Origin of the sequence: Sinorhizobium sp. CB7 (assembly GCF_041357635.1) — a bacterium.
Taxonomy (GTDB): domain Bacteria; phylum Pseudomonadota; class Alphaproteobacteria; order Rhizobiales; family Rhizobiaceae; genus Rhizobium.
Genome location: NZ_JAULLL010000028.1, coordinates 1 through 17,470 on the forward strand (window position 1 = coordinate 1; position 17,470 = coordinate 17,470).

General features: G+C 59.5%; 20 protein-coding genes and 2 tRNA genes. 17 read left to right on the plus strand and 5 right to left on the minus strand.

The annotated features are described in order from the left end of the window. Positions 1-175 precede the first annotated feature (175 nt). The 3 genes from AAE029_RS33130 to AAE029_RS33140 all read right to left on the minus strand — a co-directional run bounded on the left by AAE029_RS33130 (position 176) and on the right by AAE029_RS33140 (position 3,257). Positions 176-2,236: an ATP-dependent helicase gene (locus AAE029_RS33130; RefSeq protein ID WP_371077181.1), complete on the minus strand. Its 2,061-nt coding sequence runs from the start codon at positions 2,234-2,236 to the stop codon at positions 176-178. A 224-nt stretch (positions 2,237-2,460) separates the two neighbouring features. Continuing rightward, positions 2,461-2,772, minus strand: a complete 312-nt coding sequence (locus AAE029_RS33135) for a hypothetical protein (RefSeq protein ID WP_371077182.1) — start codon at positions 2,770-2,772, stop codon at positions 2,461-2,463. 176 nt (positions 2,773-2,948) lie between these two features. Further along, complete coding sequence (locus tag AAE029_RS33140; protein ID WP_371077183.1) at positions 2,949-3,257, minus strand: hypothetical protein; 309 nt, start codon at positions 3,255-3,257, stop codon at positions 2,949-2,951. 777 nt (positions 3,258-4,034) lie between these two features. Between AAE029_RS33140 and AAE029_RS33145 the strand changes: the two genes are divergently transcribed. Continuing rightward, the gene (locus tag AAE029_RS33145; protein ID WP_371077184.1) at positions 4,035-4,580 is read left to right on the plus strand and encodes a hypothetical protein; all 546 of its coding nucleotides are present in this window, start codon (positions 4,035-4,037) and stop codon (positions 4,578-4,580) included. Between the two features lie 77 nt (positions 4,581-4,657). Here the strand turns inward: AAE029_RS33145 and AAE029_RS33150 are convergent. Further along, positions 4,658-4,732: transfer RNA gene (locus AAE029_RS33150), tRNA-Thr, on the minus strand. Positions 4,733-4,925: 193 nt separating this feature from the next. Between AAE029_RS33150 and AAE029_RS33155 the strand changes: the two genes are divergently transcribed. The 12 genes from AAE029_RS33155 to AAE029_RS33210 all read left to right on the plus strand — a co-directional run bounded on the left by AAE029_RS33155 (position 4,926) and on the right by AAE029_RS33210 (position 12,583). Continuing rightward, the gene (locus tag AAE029_RS33155) at positions 4,926-5,117 is read left to right on the plus strand and encodes a hypothetical protein (protein ID WP_371077185.1); all 192 of its coding nucleotides are present in this window, start codon (positions 4,926-4,928) and stop codon (positions 5,115-5,117) included. Between the two features lie 108 nt (positions 5,118-5,225). Then, a complete protein-coding gene (murA, locus tag AAE029_RS33160) occupies positions 5,226-6,518 on the plus strand; it encodes a UDP-N-acetylglucosamine 1-carboxyvinyltransferase (RefSeq protein WP_371077186.1) in 1,293 nt (430 codons plus the stop codon). 123 nt (positions 6,519-6,641) lie between these two features. Continuing rightward, positions 6,642-7,076 carry a DUF2948 family protein gene (locus tag AAE029_RS33165; protein WP_371077187.1) on the plus strand — a complete coding sequence of 145 codons (435 nt, stop codon included), beginning with the start codon at positions 6,642-6,644 and terminating at the stop codon, positions 7,074-7,076. A gap of 43 nt (positions 7,077-7,119) precedes the next feature. Next, positions 7,120-8,418, plus strand: coding sequence for a histidinol dehydrogenase (gene hisD, locus AAE029_RS33170; RefSeq protein WP_371077188.1), 1,299 nt, complete (start codon positions 7,120-7,122; stop codon positions 8,416-8,418). A gap of 3 nt (positions 8,419-8,421) precedes the next feature. Next, positions 8,422-8,895 (plus strand): UPF0262 family protein, encoded by a 474-nt coding sequence (locus tag AAE029_RS33175; protein ID WP_371077189.1) that lies wholly within the window; start codon positions 8,422-8,424, stop codon positions 8,893-8,895. A 4-nt stretch (positions 8,896-8,899) separates the two neighbouring features. Next, the gene (locus AAE029_RS33180) at positions 8,900-9,379 is read left to right on the plus strand and encodes a low molecular weight phosphatase family protein (RefSeq protein WP_371077190.1); all 480 of its coding nucleotides are present in this window, start codon (positions 8,900-8,902) and stop codon (positions 9,377-9,379) included. A gap of 117 nt (positions 9,380-9,496) precedes the next feature. Further along, on the plus strand, positions 9,497-9,715 hold the full coding sequence (gene infA, locus AAE029_RS33185; RefSeq protein ID WP_003545338.1) for a translation initiation factor IF-1: 219 nt from the start codon (positions 9,497-9,499) through the stop codon (positions 9,713-9,715). Between the two features lie 38 nt (positions 9,716-9,753). Then, positions 9,754-10,374 (plus strand): Maf-like protein, encoded by a 621-nt coding sequence (locus AAE029_RS33190; RefSeq protein WP_371077191.1) that lies wholly within the window; start codon positions 9,754-9,756, stop codon positions 10,372-10,374. 3 nt (positions 10,375-10,377) lie between these two features. Beyond that, a complete protein-coding gene (yacG, locus tag AAE029_RS33195; RefSeq protein ID WP_371077192.1) occupies positions 10,378-10,590 on the plus strand; it encodes a DNA gyrase inhibitor YacG in 213 nt (70 codons plus the stop codon). Positions 10,591-10,816: 226 nt separating this feature from the next. Next, positions 10,817-10,892, plus strand: a tRNA-Phe gene (locus AAE029_RS33200). 301 nt (positions 10,893-11,193) lie between these two features. After that, complete coding sequence (locus AAE029_RS33205) at positions 11,194-11,940, plus strand: EF-hand domain-containing protein (protein WP_371077193.1); 747 nt, start codon at positions 11,194-11,196, stop codon at positions 11,938-11,940. A gap of 451 nt (positions 11,941-12,391) precedes the next feature. After that, a complete protein-coding gene (locus AAE029_RS33210) occupies positions 12,392-12,583 on the plus strand; it encodes a hypothetical protein (protein ID WP_371077194.1) in 192 nt (63 codons plus the stop codon). Positions 12,584-13,449: 866 nt separating this feature from the next. On the opposite strand, the gene AAE029_RS33215 is transcribed toward AAE029_RS33210, so the two are convergent. Beyond that, on the minus strand, positions 13,450-14,118 hold the full coding sequence (locus tag AAE029_RS33215) for a helix-turn-helix transcriptional regulator (RefSeq protein ID WP_371077195.1): 669 nt from the start codon (positions 14,116-14,118) through the stop codon (positions 13,450-13,452). Between AAE029_RS33215 and AAE029_RS33220 the strand changes: the two genes are divergently transcribed. The 4 genes from AAE029_RS33220 (at position 14,098) to AAE029_RS33235 (ending at position 17,462) form a co-directional block, all read left to right on the plus strand. After that, on the plus strand, positions 14,098-14,247 hold the full coding sequence (locus tag AAE029_RS33220; protein ID WP_371077196.1) for a hypothetical protein: 150 nt from the start codon (positions 14,098-14,100) through the stop codon (positions 14,245-14,247). The two genes, AAE029_RS33215 and AAE029_RS33220, sit on opposite strands and share 21 nt — an antisense overlap. A gap of 238 nt (positions 14,248-14,485) precedes the next feature. Then, positions 14,486-15,139 (plus strand): hydrolase, encoded by a 654-nt coding sequence (locus tag AAE029_RS33225; protein ID WP_371077197.1) that lies wholly within the window; start codon positions 14,486-14,488, stop codon positions 15,137-15,139. Positions 15,140-15,228: 89 nt separating this feature from the next. Next, entirely contained in the window at positions 15,229-15,489 is a 261-nt protein-coding gene (locus AAE029_RS33230; protein WP_371077198.1) for a XapX domain-containing protein, read from the plus strand. Next, positions 15,489-17,462, plus strand: a complete 1,974-nt coding sequence (locus AAE029_RS33235) for an amidohydrolase (protein ID WP_371077199.1) — start codon at positions 15,489-15,491, stop codon at positions 17,460-17,462. Before AAE029_RS33230 ends, AAE029_RS33235 begins: the two co-directional genes overlap by 1 nt. The last annotated feature ends 8 nt before the right edge of the window (positions 17,463-17,470 follow it).

Sequence of the window (17,470 nt, forward strand, 5' to 3'; positions counted from 1 at the left end):
GCGCGGCGTATCCCTCCTCCTCTCCGCTTTCGACAATGTGTGAATCTAATAGCCCGCCGGGGAGAAGGGGAGTTCGCCGCTTGCTCGATCGTTCCCTCTCCCCTCGGGGAGAGGGCAGGGTGAGGGGGAATCTCTCAGCAATTACAACAGCCTGCCATCAAATCCCACTCCGCCGCTACCGCCACATCCCGCGCATCCGCGCGCCGACATCGACGCGGATCTGCCTGGCCTGCTGTGACGCAGCTGTTTCCGCCTTGACCTGGGGCCAGCCACAGACCTCGAAGAACTGCAGCAATGTCGCTGGTATGAAACGCGTGCGCGAGGCATAGACGTGCCGGTCGCCCTGCGCATTCTGACCATGCGTGAAGAAACGCTGCGGCACGACCAGGTCGAGACCGTCCCTGGCGCGGGTCATGGCGACATAGAGCAGCCGCCGTTCTTCCTCGATTTCCGCCGTTGTGCCGACGGCGAGATCGGAGGGGATGCAGCCGTCGACCACGTTCAGCATGAAGACTTTCGTCCATTCCTGCCCCTTGGCGGAATGGATGGTCGAAAGGATGAGGTAGTCCTCCTCCATCAGCGGCATGCCCGCCTGATCGCTTGTCGCATCGGGCGGATCAAGCGTCAGCTCGGTAAGAAAGCGCTCGCGTGAGGCATAGCCGCCGGCGATCTGCTCGAGTTGGATCAGATCCGCCTGGCGTGTAGAGGCGTCCTCATGCAGCCGTTCCAGATGCGGTTCGTACCATTGACGCAGCAGCCCGATCTCGGCCGGCCAGCCGGCATTGCCCGTCTTCAGCTCCTGCAGCACGGAAACGAAGGCCGACCAGTCAGCACCAGAGCGCGGGGGCGCCGGGATTTCGGTAAGAGTGCTGAGCGGATCCGGCGTTTCTGCCATGCGGTCGAGCGTGCGCTGCGCCGTCGAAGGTCCGATGCCCGGCAGGAGCTGCATCAGGCGGAAACCGGCCACCCGATCCCTCGGGTTCTGCGTGAAGCGCAGCGCGGCCAGCATGTCCTTGACATGGGCGCTGTCGAGAAACTTCAGGCCGCCATATTTGACGAAGGGAATGTTACGGCGGGTAAGCTCGACCTCCAACGGCCCGCTATGATGCGAGGCGCGAAAGAGAACCGCCTGCTGCTTCAGCCGCGTTCCGCTCTCGCGGTTGTCGAGAACATGATCGGCGACATAGCGCGCCTGATCCGTCTCGTCGCGAACCGTGACGAGACGCGGGCGCTGAGCCGATTCGCGTTCCGTCCATAGGTTCTTGGTGAAGCGTTCGGAGGCAAGCTCGATCACTGCATTGGCGGCTGCAAGGATGGGCTGGGTCGAGCGATAGTTTCGGTCGAGCGTGACGATGTCGGCCGCCGGGCTGAACGAGGTCGGAAAGTCGAGAATGTTGCGAACTGTGGCGGCGCGAAAGGAATAGATCGACTGGGCATCGTCGCCGACGACGGTAAGCCCGCGCCCCCCCGGCTTCAACGCCAGCAGGATCGACGCCTGCAGCCGGTTGGTATCCTGATATTCGTCGACGAGCACGTGGTCGAACCGCTCGCCGATATCCTGCGCGATGACAGGTTCGGTGACCATCTGCGCCCAGTAGAGCAGGAGGTCGTCATAATCGAGGACGTTCTGCGCCTGCTTTGCGTCGACATAGGCGGAAAAGAGTTCCTTGAGCTGCTTTTCCCAGGTGGCGCACCAGGGAAAGCTGTCGCGCAGCACGGCCTCCAAAGCGGTTTCGGAATTGACCGCGCGGGAATAGATGGCAAGACAGGTCGTCTTTGTCGGAAAGCGGCTTTCCATCTTCGAGAAGCCGAGCTCGTGCCGTATGAGGTTCATCAGGTCGGCACTGTCTTCACGATCGTGAATCGTGAAGGCGGGGTCGAGGCCGATCTGTTCGGCATAATCCCTGAGCAGCCGGGCGCCAATGCCGTGGAACGTGCCCGCCCAGGCGAGCGCATCGGTCATGATGCCGGCATTGTTGCCCAGAACCTGCACGCAGATCCGTTCGACCCGGCGCGCCATCTCCGCCGCCGCCCGCCGTGAGAAGGTCATCAGCAGGATACGCCGCGGATCGGCGCCCTTGACGATCAGGTGCGCGACGCGATGGGCAAGCGTATTGGTCTTGCCGGAGCCGGCCCCCGCAATGACCAGCAGTGGGCCGGAGATGTGGCCAGTCCCGTCGAGCGTTCCGTGCTCGACCGCCATGCGCTGCTGGACATTGAGTTTTTCGAGATACATCCGGCCGTCCGTCCTCGCGCCTCTACAGCGCCGTGCGTCTTAATAAGATGCACAAAGGTCGCTGTAACACTTTGAATTACGGAGCCTTCTCTCCGCCAGGCGGAGAGAATCAGCGCCGCCTGGAAGCGATCGTTCGTTGAATGTTCCCAAAATGGCATCCCTGTCAAGCAAGGACCTGTGGAGGAGATCTATCATGCCGGCGATGACTGCCACGACCGGAATTTTCAATCGTTCGAGGTGTCGGAGATGTATTCCCGCTGCAGGATCTTGAGGCTCCTGTCCGGCTGGATCTGGTAGGTTTCTTCGACGCGCCGGCCGAATTCATCCCGGAACATGTGGGGGAAGGTGCTTCCTATCGGGGACTTCGTCAGTTTCGTCCGCGGCTGCCCGCCATAGGTGATGCTGCCGGGAATCGGTGCGAGACCCGGGCCGGATGTGATTGGCGTTGTGCAGGCGGAAAGAATGATTGCTGTGGTTATGGCAATTCCAGGCAAAGCGCGAAATAATTTTCCGTTCGCAGGCAGAAGCGTTTTCATGCCAAGTCCCCCGATCGCGATGCCGGATGATATATGGTTCCGGCCTGTCGCAACCAGAGGCTGACGCCTTTCGAGCATCTCAAGAATTCGTGACCGTTCGCGCAGTGCCTCCGCACGTTTGCAGCTCAAGAGCGGGATGCCGAAAAATGTGTGCGGTTTTCGAGCGACATCCGGCTCTAATGGCGCAACCTTATAATAAAGTTGTCGTCATCACGATTGAGATACTGCCTGCGCGCGATGCTTAAGCTTCTATCCGGCTGGATGATGTAGATCTCTTCCACCAGCCGTCCTTGGTTATCTCTGAATTCATGGGGAAACGAACTACCTATGGGTGACCTCGTCAGTTTGGTTCGCGGCTGGCCGCCATAGGTAATGCTGCCGGGGATCGGTTCGAGTCCGGGGCCGAATGTGGTGGCCGTGCAGGCGGTCAGCGTGGCAGTCGTCACTAAAGCGATTGCCAGCAGAGCGTACGGAAACGCTTTCATGAGTGAACCCCCGTTTTCACTGCCTGATCATATAATAAGCAGACACGCGGCAAAACAGGTTTGCCGAGGGAGCACTTCAAGAAATCGCGAGCACCGCTTACGCCGCCACTAAATTTCGACCGGCGTGCGAGCCTTTAGTTACTGCAGAAGCAGAACGACCGGGAAGACGAAGAGCGTTGCCAGCATCAAGATGGCAGCTCCCGCCATGAACAATCCCCGACCGAATTCGCGCTTCGTCGTTGATTCATAAGCCAATACTTGTCCCTTCCAGTGTCGCCGGGCCGTTGTTTGACCTCGTGCTTAGGGGAAGGGTACACTGATTCTGTTAAAGAAGTCTCTAATTAATATGATTTATCGAAGTTTCGCCGAGGGCAGAAACACGTCCTATCGTTCATTTAGCCTCCTCATTGTCGGTAGAGATACCTCGGAGGCGGATGCCTGGAAGCGCGATGGCCATGGGACCTACGCCTAGTCCTCATCGCCGAAAGCAGTAAGACAAAGTCGACATCCACTAAGATTATTGCCGCGAACGCAGCGCGCGAAGTGTCGCGGCGCGATGCTTTATCGAAAAGCATCCGGCATGAAGGACGCAGTACATGTTCCGTGTGGCCTCCCCATAAATCGACGCAAATGATTTGAAGTTTTATCGTAATTTAGTTTGAGTGGCGCATTCCTGTTCGGCACAGAACAAGCGTCGGGCAAGAAACTGGGAAAAGGCCGGCAAAACGGCTATGAGCTCGCGTCTTGCAAGCAACCGATACAACAGGCAGGTCAACCATGAATGAAGGTTTTGCTCAAGCGTTCCAATATCTGATTCATTGTGGCCCGCTTGGCACGCGATCGAGCGGGGGGCGGCTTACACGTGGTGTAAAAATTGCCTGCATCGCGGCCGTGGTCTCGCCTTTGCTGCCTGCTCCCGCCGTCGCCGACTGCTGGTCGGCTTTGAAAAGTCCGGAATGGCCGCGTCTTGCCAAGACATTCACGACAGTCAAACTGTGCGAGCAACTTCCCGGCGGCCCGGATCGAACCAAAAAGTTCGAGGTCACTGCGGTGGACGTCTGCACAGCGCCAAACGGCGTGTCGATCACGGCAAAGGCATCATTGAGTTGCGAGGCAGGTTCGGGAGGCCTCTTGAAACTCCCAGCTCTCAACGGCAGCGCTGTAGCAAAAGTCACCCTGGATATCGGTGCGTGTAGGATAACAGAATCCCATGTGAGCTTTGGCGGCGCAATCGGCGAAGCTTTGGAAACACTGCCGGAAATACAGAACTTCACGCGTTCCTGGGCACAATCTCGGCTCTCAGAGCTATGTGGCTTGCAATGACCCAGGCGACGTTTCAAATGCCCTGGCCGCGTTGTAGCCAAATGCCCCGGTTCAATGTCGGAATAAATGGGAAAAACTGGTGCTGCTAGAGAGATTTGAACTCTCGGCCTCTCCCTTACCAAGGGAGTGCTCTACCCCTGAGCTATAGCAGCATTCATGACGTGACGCTTGCGTCATGTCGAGCGTGGCGCCTATTGCCACAGCTTGGAGGCAAGCGCAAGCCGCAATTCCAACTTAGCCGCAACATTCTCTGGAAAGGCACCGGCACGTTTGCCGGCACTTTTGAAAGAGCACGATTTCCGCTAAGAAATGTGTATGTGTGACGGGGCGAAAGAAGATCAAGGATTGGCAGCGACGGCGGACGGTAGCGAGGCTGCATCGGCAAGGCAAAAGACCGAGGCCGAACGACGTCGCGAGCGCGAGGCTGCGAAGCTGAGGGAAAATCTGCAGCGCCGCAAGCAGCAGCTGCGGGCGCGCCGTGCCGGGCGCGCGGACGAGACGGATGGATTACCTGCCGCAAAAATGGACGAATCGTAATGTTCGTTGCGCGCTCGAATTGAAGCGCATCGGGAATTCGGCTAAAGCCCACCTTCTTTTTCAAGGCAAAGAACTTTCAGGAAAGGCGGGCACCGCCCGTAAGTGTACATGGATCGTATCAGGATTGTCGGCGGCAATGAGCTTAACGGTGTCATTCCGATTTCCGGCGCCAAGAATGCAGCCTTGCCCTTGATGATCGCCTCGCTTCTGACCAGCGATACTCTGACGCTCGAAAACGTACCGCATCTCGCCGATGTCGAGCTTCTGATGCGCATCCTCGGCAACCATGGCGTCGATGTTGCCGTCAACGGCCGGCGTGAGCGCCAGGAAGACGGCTATTCCCGCACGATCCATTTCACCTGCCGCACCGTCGCCGACACCACCGCCCATTACGAACTTGTCTCGAAGATGCGCGCGAGCTTCTGGGTCATCGGGCCGCTGCTGGCCCGCGTCGGCCAGGCGCGCGTTTCGCTTCCAGGCGGCTGCGCCATCGGCACGCGCCCTGTCGATCTCTTCATAGAGGGCCTGACAGCGCTCGGCGCCAACATGGAAATCGATGCCGGCTATATCAATGCCACGGCTCCGGCCGGTGGCCTGATCGGTGCGCACTACACCTTTCCCAAGGTTTCAGTCGGTGCGACCCATGTGATGATGATGGCGGCAACGCTCGCCCGTGGCACGACCGTGATCGGCAACGCCGCGCGTGAGCCGGAAGTGGCCGATCTCGCCAATTGCCTCAATCAGATGGGTGCCAAGATCACCGGCGCGGGAACGAGCACGATCACGGTAGAGGGCGTGACCTCGCTTTCCGGTGCCCGTCACCGTGTCCTGCCGGATCGCATCGAGACAGGCACCTATGCCATGGCCGTCGCCATGGCGGGCGGCGACGTTCGGCTGGAGAATACCGACATGGCTCTGCTGGAGACGGCGCTGGACGCGCTCCGCCGCGCCGGTGCCGAAATTTCCGCGACCAACAACGGTGTCCGCGTCAGGCGCAACGGCAGCGGCATCGAGCCGGTCGATATCGTCACCGACCCGTTCCCCGGCTTCCCGACGGACCTGCAGGCGCAGTTCATGGCCCTGATGACGCGCTCATCGGGCATTTCGCACATCACGGAGACGATCTTCGAAAACCGCTTCATGCATGTGCAGGAACTGGCGCGGCTCGGCGCCAGGATCTCCCTTTCCGGCCAGACGGCGAAGATCGAGGGCGTGCAGCGTTTGCGTGGAGCGCCGGTCATGGCGACCGATCTGCGTGCTTCCGTTTCCCTTGTCATCGCGGCGCTCGCGGCTGAGGGCGAAACCACGGTGTCGCGCGTCTATCACCTCGATCGCGGCTTTGAGCGGCTCGAGGAAAAACTGGGCCGGTGCGGCGCCGTCGTCCAACGGCTCAGCGAATAGAAAAAACGGGTCGACGGCCGGTGGGAATGAAGCATTCTGACCGGTTGCCTAATCTCTCGCTACGTCTTATCTCCATTTCAGGATGCCGTCCGGCATCGGAATGGTGATGGGGAAAATGTGCGAATGACCGATCTCAGGCTCGTGGCGCTCGACAGCGAAGATCTTGCCGTGCTTTCCGCACATATGCAGGACAGCGTCTTCAAGGTGGGGGATCTTGCCTGGTCGCCGCGGGACCGGCAGTTTTCGCTCGTTGCCAACCGTTTCGTCTGGGAAGACGCGGAAAAGAAGCGCAAGCCCTTCGAGCGCCATCGTGCCGCGCTTGTCTTCAAGCGGGTCCTGACTGTGCGGTCCACCGGCGTTGATCGCAATAATGCGGACGAGGTTCTGTCGCTGCTTGCGATCCGCTTCGATCAGAAAGGCGAGGGGCCGGAGGGAACGCTCGAGCTGACATTGGCTGGCACGGCAAGCATCGCCCTCGACGTGGAATGTATTGAAGTTCAGCTTGCGGATATCGGCGGTGCGTGGGAAACGACTTCGAAACCCCGTCATCCGAAATGATCGCCGCCGATCCAGGCGGCTCCACTGAAGAGGAATTTCACCATTGGCTATCTGGCTGGAACAGGCGTCGGCAGGGTTTGAGCAGCGTTTCGCGGCCTTTCTGACGACCAAACGGGAAGTGTCGGAAGATGTGAACGCCGCGGTTCGCGCCATCATCGATGATGTCCGGCTGCGCGGCGACAAGGCGCTTGCGGAATATTCGCTGCGCTTCGACGGCATCGACTTTTCCCATTCGCCGATGCGGGTGACGGAAGCCGAAATCGATGAGGCGATCGAGGTAGTGCCTTCCGAAGTGCTTGGCGCGCTGAAGGTTGCGGCGCTGCGCATCGAGTCGCACCATCGCCGGCAGTTGCCGAAGGACGATATCTACGAAGATGATCTCGGCGTCGGCCTCGGCTCGCGGTGGACGGCGATCGAAGCGGTCGGAATCTACGTCCCGGGCGGTACGGCGAGCTATCCGAGCTCTGTCCTGATGAACGCGGTTCCGGCGAAGGTTGCCGGTGTCGACCGCGTTGTCATGGTCGTTCCGGCAAGCGGCGGCGCCGTCAATCCGGCGGTGCTGGCGGCTGCCCGCATGGCCGGCGTCGAGGAAATCTATCGCATCGGCGGCGCTCAGGCGATCGCCGCTCTTGCTTATGGTACGGAAACCATCGCACCGGTTGCCAAGATCACCGGCCCCGGCAACGCCTATGTGGCCGCAGCCAAGCGCCAGGTCTTCGGCACGGTCGGGATCGACATGATTGCCGGCCCTTCCGAGGTGCTCGTCATTGCCGACCGGCACAATGATCCGGATTGGATTGCGGCCGATCTTCTTGCCCAGGCGGAGCACGATCAGGGCGCACAGTCCATCCTGATCACCGATGATGCCGAGTTCGCTCGCTCGGTCGAGGCAGCGGTCGAACGGCAGTTGAAGACGCTGAACCGCTCTGAAACGGCGGCCGCGAGCTGGCGGGATTTCGGCGCGATCATTCTCGTGCCGGAGCTCAAGGATGCCGTGCCGCTCGCCAACCGTATCGCCGCCGAACATCTGGAACTTGCCCTCGACGATCCGGATACGCTTCTTTCCGGCATCCGCAATGCTGGCGCCATTTTCATCGGCAGGCATACGCCCGAAGTCATCGGCGACTACGTCGGCGGCTCCAACCATGTGCTGCCGACGGCACGCTCGGCGCGATTCTCCTCCGGCCTTTCCGTGCTCGATTTCGTAAAGCGGACGTCGATCCTGAGGCTCGGTCCGGAGCAATTGCGCGCGCTCGGGCCGGCTGCGATCGCGCTCGCGAATTCCGAAGGGCTTGATGCTCACGCGCGATCCGTCGCCATCAGGCTCAATCTCGAAGGATAAGGCATGGCGAAGGGCGACTACCGGCTCTGCGATGTGGTCCTTGACGACACGATTGGCCGTTCGACGCCCGATACCGAGCATGAGCGCGCGGTCGCCATTTTCGATCTCATCGAGGAAAACAGCTTCGAGCCGGTCGGCCATCCGGGCGGTCCCTACCGGCTCAACATCTCGCTTGTCGATTCAAAGCTGGTCTTCGACATCAAGACCGAAGGCGACAGCGACGTTGCCAAGCATATTCTCTCGCTGACGCCTTTCCGTCGGATCGTGAAGGATTATTTTATGATCTGCGAAAGCTATTACGAGGCGATCCGTTCTGCGACGCCAAGCAAGATCGAGGCGATCGACATGGGCAGGCGCGCCATTCACAATGAAGGCTCACAGACACTGAAGGACCGCCTCAACGGCAAGATCAACATCGATTTCGATACCGCACGACGGCTCTTCACCCTTGTTTGCGTGCTCTACTGGCGCGGATAGGGCGATGGAAACACCCGTGGTTCCCGATGCTGACAAAAAGGCGCCGGGCGCCATTCTCTTCATGTGCGGAATGAACGTCATCCGTTCCCCCATGGCGGAAGCGATTGCCCGTAGCATTTTGCCGACAAAGACCTATATAGCGTCGGCAGGTATTCGGGCCGGAGAACGTGATTCGTTCGTCGACGTCGTGCTGGAAGAGATCGGTCTCTCGCTGGGGCGTCGGCAGCCGCGAACGCTGGAAGAGCTCGAAGACGATTACTTTGATCTCATCATCACGTTGTCTCCCCAAGCTCATCACGTGGCCCTGGAATTCACCCGCTCGAACGCTGTCGAAGTCATCTACTGGCCGACGCCGGACCCGACGGTTGCAACGGGAACGCGCGACCAGATACTCGACGCCTATCGTGCCGTGAGGGATCATCTTGCTGGTCTCATCGAGAGCCGCCTGGTCAAGAGAGACCGAATTGCCGCGCAATCGGCGTGAAACAAATGCAGAAAGGCAATCAATTAGGTTCACAAACCCCTGTTGATTGTGTAGTTTCCGCGCAAATTTCCGGCGGCCCCTGCCGCGGACATCAACCGACAGGAAGAAAAGTCTTATATGCCGAAAGAAGAAGTCCTAGAATTTCCCGGTATCGTTACCGAGCTTCTGCCGAACGCGACGTTTCGCGTAAAGCTCGAAAACGAGCACGAAATCATAGCCCATACGGCTGGCCGTATGCGCAAGAACCGGATCCGCGTTTTGGCCGGAGATAAGGTTCTTGTGGAAATGACGCCTTACGACCTCACCAAGGGCCGCATTACCTATCGCTTCAAGTAAGCTGGCCTTGTCCCCCTGCCTGCGACGGTCGAATTTCCATGGCGCTGAAACACAAGCTGATACTGGCCTCCGGCTCACCGCGCCGCATCGAATTGCTCAATCAGGCAGGTATCGAACCCGCCCGCCTGATGCCCATGGATATTGACGAGACGCCGAAGAGGTCGGAGCATCCGCGTTCGCTTGCTCGCCGACTTTCCGCAGAAAAGGCGCAAGCCGCGCTGGCGGCGATCAAGGGTGATATCGCCTGGCAGGGCAGCTATATCCTGTCGGCCGACACGGTCGTTGCGGTCGGACGGCGCATCCTGCCGAAGGTGGAGTATGTCGAGGATGCCTCTTCCGCGCTTCATCTCCTCTCCGGCCGCAGCCATTGGGTCTATACGGGCGTCTGTCTCGTCACGCCGGACCGCAAGCTGCGGCAGAAGATCGTCGAAACCAAAGTGCGTTTCAAACGGCTGTCCGGCTTCGAGATCGAAAATTATCTCGGCTCCGGTGAATGGCGTGGTAAGGCGGGCGCCTATGGAATTCAGGGACTTGCCGGAACTTTCGTCCAGAAAATCGTCGGCTCCTATACGAATGTCGTCGGCCTGCCCCTATATGAAACCGTATTGCTTTTGACCGGCGAAGGCTTCGATGCCTATAGCCGGTGGCAGGAAGGTTGAATTATGTCCGATGAAAATATCAAGGTCGGAGCTAAGGTCGAGCCGCTTCGCAAGACCCGGCCTTGCCCGGAATGCGGCCGCCCCTCCGTTCGCGAGCACTATCCATTCTGTTCGGATCGCTGCCGCTCGGTCGACCTGTCGCGTTGGCTGAACGGATCCTATGCGATTCCCGTCACCGAGGACGAGGCGAAGGCCGAATTTCCCGAGAAGGAATAGGCAACCTTCTGTTGCGGTCGCCGAATGCTTCGCCTGGGCGGGTCAGTGGCCCGCCACCCCGAAGCCCTTCAATTTGCTAGTGAATCGCCAAAATATCGTTTCCAGTCAAAAAAGAGTCATTTGCCGCTGGACATGGGCGGACAAGATGCTATAACCCCGCTCGCTTCCGGGGCGAACCAACAGTCCCCGCGGTTCTTCAAGAACTTCCGCGCATAAGAGGCGGGATGCCCAGATAGCTCAGTTGGTAGAGCAGCGGATTGAAAATCCGCGTGTCGGTGGTTCGAATCCGCCTCTGGGCACCACTCCTAATTACTTGGTTTTCCTTAGATTTTCAGTCTTTTTCTCTCTCGCTTGCAATTTAGCCGCGAAGCGGGCGGTTGGGCCCTGTCTCAAGCTTTATCGCGCAGATGTCTTTCGAGCGGAAAGCGCAACCAGTTGAGGCAAGCCTCGCACAAGGTTGACCACAAATAATTTGGGTACTGGTGGTTCTGAAAAATGCCATCATGGGTAACACCGATGAGCGGTGCAGTTTTTTCGCGCCGCAGATCATCGTCTACCTGGTCTCTGGCGCATGATGTTTCACGCCTTTGCCGGAGCCCTCCCGTGACCAGCATCTCATCCATATCAAGCGATAGCTATCGTCGCTATTTGACGACAGCATCAACATCCGCGTCAGGCGGAAGCGACAGCATCGCATCCATCCTGTCTTCGAATACAGACAGCAGTTCCAAATCCCAGGCGTCAACTGAGAGCGATTCCGATTATTCGAGTTCGGCCGACAAACTGATCTCCCAACTCATGTCGATGATACTCAGTCTCCAGAGCAGTGGAGCGACCGATGATAATTCCTCTGAGGCGAATTCTCGGCAGGACATGGTTTCCGCCATGGATACTGACGGCGATGGCAGTATCACGGAGGAGGAATTCGTTGCAGCCCGGCCTTCGGATGTGAGCGAAGAACAAGCCGCCTCGCTGTTCTCCAGCTTTGACGTCGAAGGCGCCGGATCATTGCCGACTGAGGAGCTAACCCAACTCATGCGACGCCCTTCTGAGCAGCCTCCTTCGCCGGCGATGCCGGATGACAACGATTTGTCGGAGGTTTTTTCGTCGCTCGACACCGATGGTGACGGCAGCGTAAGCGAAGCCGAGTTTGTAGCTGCGCGTCCGGCAGATCTCAGTGAGGAAGAGGCATCCACGCTTTTTGAAAGCCTCGACGCTTCCGGAAGCGGATCGTTGACTGAAGCCCAGTTCACATCTGCTGTCAGAGCGGCCATGGCTCGGCCTGAAGACATGTTCGGCTACTCCGATGCCCATTCCGACGATATGGCAGCCGAGATCCTGAGCCTCTGACGGTGCGATCGGTCAGTTCGATTGATGAACTACTGCATGTTTCCTTAAATCGGAACCGATTTAAGGATAAAGACATGCAGCGATTGAAAGTGCTACAGCGTCCTTTGTGCGTCTGAAAAGACGCACGGCGCTGTAGAGCAATTCCAGGAAAAGTGCGAAGCGGTTTTCCGTCCGGACTTGCATAAAAACAAAAGGTCAGAGCGGTTCTGCGCTTCCATGAAAAGCTGAAACGCTCTCGCCGGTCCCATTGGTGCCGACCGGGAGCCGGGCTGCGATGGTGCAGCACCTCTATCTTTTGAACACAGCATGTGCGCGGCTTCCATCAGGGGTGCCGCGCCGCAGTACTGCGCCTCGCCAAGGGTATGGTTCACCTACGTCCGGAGCGTTACACTTTCTCCGGAACATGATTAAGCCAGCTGGGTTTCCCCTTCGAATGAAAGGGAGAAGCAGCGTGTCACACGATCACGATCCGCATGACAAGCACAAAGAGCCTCAGGCCCTTGAGAAGATCCAGCACAGCCGCGCGAACAACGAAAAGCAAAAGCCAAAGCGGAAGGCCGCTGTCGTTGCCGATCCGAGGAACAGGCTGGTCGACGGTTCGGTCGATCCAGTCACCAAAGAGGTCAAGCCGGCGGGGGAATGACGTCTTGTCTTGCCCCCGCACGTGCTGTGAGGCGAGCCGTATGGTCTTGCCGGTTAACGGCGTGTCGCCGGTTTATTAGTTTCTCGGCGAGGATACATAACCTTTGACTTGTGGGAAACGGAGCCTTTCTTGATGCTGCCCGTGTGCATTACATCGGGCGTCCGGCTCGGTTGCTGCCCGCCGGATCTCATCATTTTCGGGTATGGGTCTGCGTCGGGACCGTAATAGTCTGAGGCCGAAGCCGTACCGGCGACGAATGCGGAGGCGACGATTGCGGCCGCCATCGTAATGCTTGCTATCTTACTCATTTCCTCTTCCCTTGAGACGCCGTGCGCTGCTTGGGATCAATCGCACGGGCAATATCTCAACTTTCCCGGCCGATCCGCGGGATCCATCCGGGCGGTTAGTCTTTCCGAGATGTCAGCGATTAAGGAGGAGTGGACCCCGCTTGTTTCGCGGTGACACCGTTTCTGGAGGGCACCTCCGGTACCCAATAGCTGAGATATGAATGCTGACCGTCGCAAAAAAGACGCGAAAATCCGAACTCACTGTCAAGCTAAGGTGAATAATTGGTCGATTGCTGCTTTTGGTGGCACAACCACCATAGGACGCTGCGAAAACGCCGCCGATGTAACGCCAGCTCTCGTGGTCATCACAAAGAGTTGAGCCCTAAAGGGCACAAAAAGGCTTGCAGTAGCTTGCGAATAATTAGTGTGCTATGTACAAAGGCATCGGTTAGCCTGTTGATCAGTTCGCGCGACCTGCGCGCAGCACCGTTCCGTTCCCCAATTCGGAAAGGTAATCTGATCCAGGCTAACTTTTTATTTGTGCATGCACATCCGGGCATCAGCCCGATGTTTCCGGCATCAGACGCGTCTCTGGCGCCTCCAAAGACCTGGAGATATGCCGAACTGGTTGGTGAAGACGCGTGTCAAATGGCTTTGATCGGAAAAGCCGCAGGCGACGGCGATTTCCGCGATCGAGAGCTCTCCGAGCAGCATCTGCCGTGCTTTTTCCGCCCGGTATTCAAGAAGCCAGCGATGCGGCGTGCGTCCTGTCGCTTTTTTGAAAGCACGAATGAAGTAACTGGCCGAGAGGCCGCATTCCGCAGCGACATCCGCAATCCTGACATCTCTGGCCGGTTCTGCCGCAAGAAATGCGGTTGCGACGTTCAACTGCTTGGCGGATAGGCCGCCGGCGTGACCGGGCAGTTTCAGGCCGCCATACCGGCTGACGAGATGCGCCTGCAACGCCAGAAGCGTATGGTCGATGAAGAGGCTGCTGGAATGGGCCGGCTTAGCCAGCGCCGGCAGGAGAGCGGTGGCAAGTCCCTGGACGACCGGGTCGATCCGGCCGGCTCCACAACTGAGGCCGCCGGGTGCTGGTCTGCCCGCCTCATCGGCAAACTCATCGAGTGCCTGACGCGTGATGTTGAATCGCACATTGTCGAAGGGGGAGCGATGGTGGCAGCGCCATTCGTCTCCGAGATAGGTGATCGACAGGGCGCCCGATGCATGACCGCCATCGTAGACCATCCGCCCGCTGCGCCAGAGCCGATGGCTTTCGAATCGCTGCAGCTGAACAATGACGCTGAAGGCATCGGCGCATGGAATCGGGCCGCCTTCGTCGTGAAGGAACCGGTTGCTGCGCATCCGCACAACTGAAATCTTGTCACCGTGGATGGAAGATATGGTCGGGTGCTGGGTCAGTTCGGTTACTCCCGTTTCGTCATGGACGTGCCGGTCACGTTTATACGAGCCGGCGAGTGATGAGTAGATCGCTGGCCGCCTTGGCGATGGAGGGCAATTTTCGACAAGGGAGAGTGAAAACGTCCAATCAGAATCCGCACGGTCGGTCTAGGTTTCCGCACCAACGCCAACCCCAAGTCAAACGAGGACGACGATGCCGACGAATGCCACTCCGACACCCGGTTCAAAGCTGATTTCGCCGAAGGACCACACGCTGATCATGATCGATTTCCAGTCGCAGATGTCCTTTGCGACCAAGTCGATCGATGCCGTCCTGCTGCGCAACAACGCCGCGCTCGTCGCCCATGCCGCTGCCGGTTTTGGCGTCTCGACGATCCTGACCACCGTTGCCGAAAAGACCTTCTCCGGTCCGATGTTCGAAGAGATCACCGCTGCCTTTCCCGGTCAGCCGCTGCTCGACCGCACCTCGATGAACACCTGGGAAGACGCTGCCGTCATCAGGCAAGTCAACGCCATCGGCAAGAACCGTCTCGTCTTTTGCGGCCTCTGGACCAGCGTCTGCATCGTTGGCCCGACGCTTTCCGCGCTCGATCAGGGCTTCGAAGTCTATGTGATTGCCGACGCCTGCGGGGACGTTTCCGACGAAGCGCATGAGCGCGCCATGGAACGCATGATCCAGGCCGGCGTACAGCCGATGACCTCACTGCAATATATGCTCGAGCTGCAGCGCGACTGGGCTCGCAGCGAAACCTATGACTTGACGACCGGCATCGCCAAGAAATTCGGCGGCGCCTATGGCCTCGGCATCATCTACGCCAAGACCATGTTCGGTGCGCACAAAGGCTGAACTGTCTGGAAATGGCGTCGGCGGCTTCGCCGGCGCCTCCCGGCAATCCTCTTCGTTCTCCCCCTCCGTTTTCTTGGAGCGCGTCCGCCGTGAAAGTCTATGTCATCTCGCTTGCAGCCGGTCTTCTTGTCGGCATCATCTATGGGTTGTTGAACGTCCGCTCTCCCGCGCCGCCCGTTATCGCACTTGTCGGTTTGCTCGGTATCCTTGTCGGCGAGCAGCTTCCGCCGCTGGTCAAGACCCTGTGGCGTAACGAGCCGGCCGCTCTCTCCTGGCTGCATCAGGTGCGCCCGCATATGTTCGGCCATCTGCCGAAAGGCGACAACCCTTCCGACAGGACACCGGTGTGATGCCGACGCGCCGCAATTTTCTCGGCGCGACTGTCGCCCTTGCGCTGGGCGGCGGTGCAGCTGCGCGATCCCAACAGAATACGGAGGCCCATCCGATGACTGCCGACCTGATCCTGCATCATGGGCTGATCACCACGCTCGACCGTTCCAATCCTTCCGCCAGTGCAGTTGCGGTCAAGGACGGCAAGTTTCTCGCCGTCGGCCATGACCACGAGATCATGGCACTCGCCGGCCCGGATACGAAGGTCATCGACCTCAAGGGCAAGCGCGTGCTGCCCGGCCTGATCGACAACCATACCCATGTCGTCCGCGGCGGCCTCAACTTCAACATGGAGCTGCGCTGGGACGGCGTGCGCTCGCTCGCCGACGCGATGAGCATGCTGAAGCGGCAGGTGGCCATCACCCCACCGCCGCAATGGGTGCGCGTCGTCGGCGGCTTCACCGAGCATCAGTTTGCCGAAAAGCGGCTGCCGACCATCGAGGAGATCAACGCAGTCGCCCCCGACACACCGGTTTTCCTGCTGCATCTCTATGACCGCGCGCTCCTGAACGGGGCGGCTGTGCGCGCCGTCGGCTACACCAGGGACACGCCGAACCCACCCGGCGGCGAGATCATCCGCGATGCCAGCGGCAACCCAACCGGACTACTGCTTGCCAAGCCCAATGCCGGCATTCTCTATGCGACGCTCGCCAAGGGGCCAAAGCTGCCCTTCGACTACCAGGTCAATTCCACCCGCCACTTCATGCGTGAGCTCAACCGCCTTGGCATCACCGGCGTCATCGACGCCGGAGGCGGCTTCCAGAACTATCCGGATGACTACGCCGTCATCCAGAAGCTCGCCGATGAAGGGCAGATGACAGTGCGGCTTGCCTATAACCTCTTCACCCAGAAGCCGAAGCAGGAAAAGGACGACTTCCTCAACTGGACGGCCTCGGTGAAGTATAAGCAGGGCGACGACTATTTCCGCCACAACGGCGCCGGCGAGATGCTGGTGTTTTCCGCCGCCGATTTCGAGGATTTCCGTGAGCCGCGTCCGGACATGCCGCCGGAGATGGAGGGCGAGCTCGAAGCTGTCGTGCGCGTGCTGGCCGAGAACCGCTGGCCGTGGCGGCTGCACGCCACCTATGACGAAACGATCTCACGGGCCCTCGATGTTTTCGAGAAGGTCAACCAGGACATCCCGCTCGAAGGGCTGAACTGGTTCTTCGACCACGCCGAGACGATCTCCGACCAGTCGATCGACCGCATCGCCGCGCTCGGCGGTGGCATCGCCGTGCAGCACCGCATGGCTTATCAGGGCGAGTATTTCGTCGAGCGCTACGGCCATGGTGCGGCCGAAGCGACGCCGCCGATTGCCCGCATGCTGGAGAAGGGCATCAGGGTTTCCGCCGGCACCGATGCCACCCGTGTCGCCTCCTACAATCCCTGGGTTTCGCTTGCCTGGATGATATCAGGCAAGACCGTCGGTGGCCTGCAGATCTATCCGCGCCGCAACTGCCTCGACCGCGACACGGCGCTCAGGATGTGGACGGAAAACGTCACCTGGTTCTCCAACGAGGAAGGCAAAAAGGGCCGCATCGAACAGGGCCAGTTCGCCGATCTGATCGTGCCGGACAAGGACTTCTTCGCCTGCGCCGAGGACGAGATCTCGTTCTTGACCTCGGAGCTGACCATGGTCGGTGGCCGGATCGTCTATGGCGCCGGGGATTTCGCCGGCCACGAAGACAATCCGGTGCCGCCGGCCATGCCGGACTGGTCGCCGGTGCGCACCTTCAAGGGCTATGCCGCCTGGGGCGATCCCGAGGAGGCGGGCAAGAACTCGCTCAACCGCCGTATGATCGCCGGCTGCGGCTGCGCCAACGACTGCAGCGTCCACGGCCATGCCCACGCCAATGCCTGGACATCGAAACTGCCGGTCTCCGACCTCAAGGGCTTCTTCGGTGCCCTCGGCTGCGCCTGCTGGGCGGTGTGAAAAGGGTG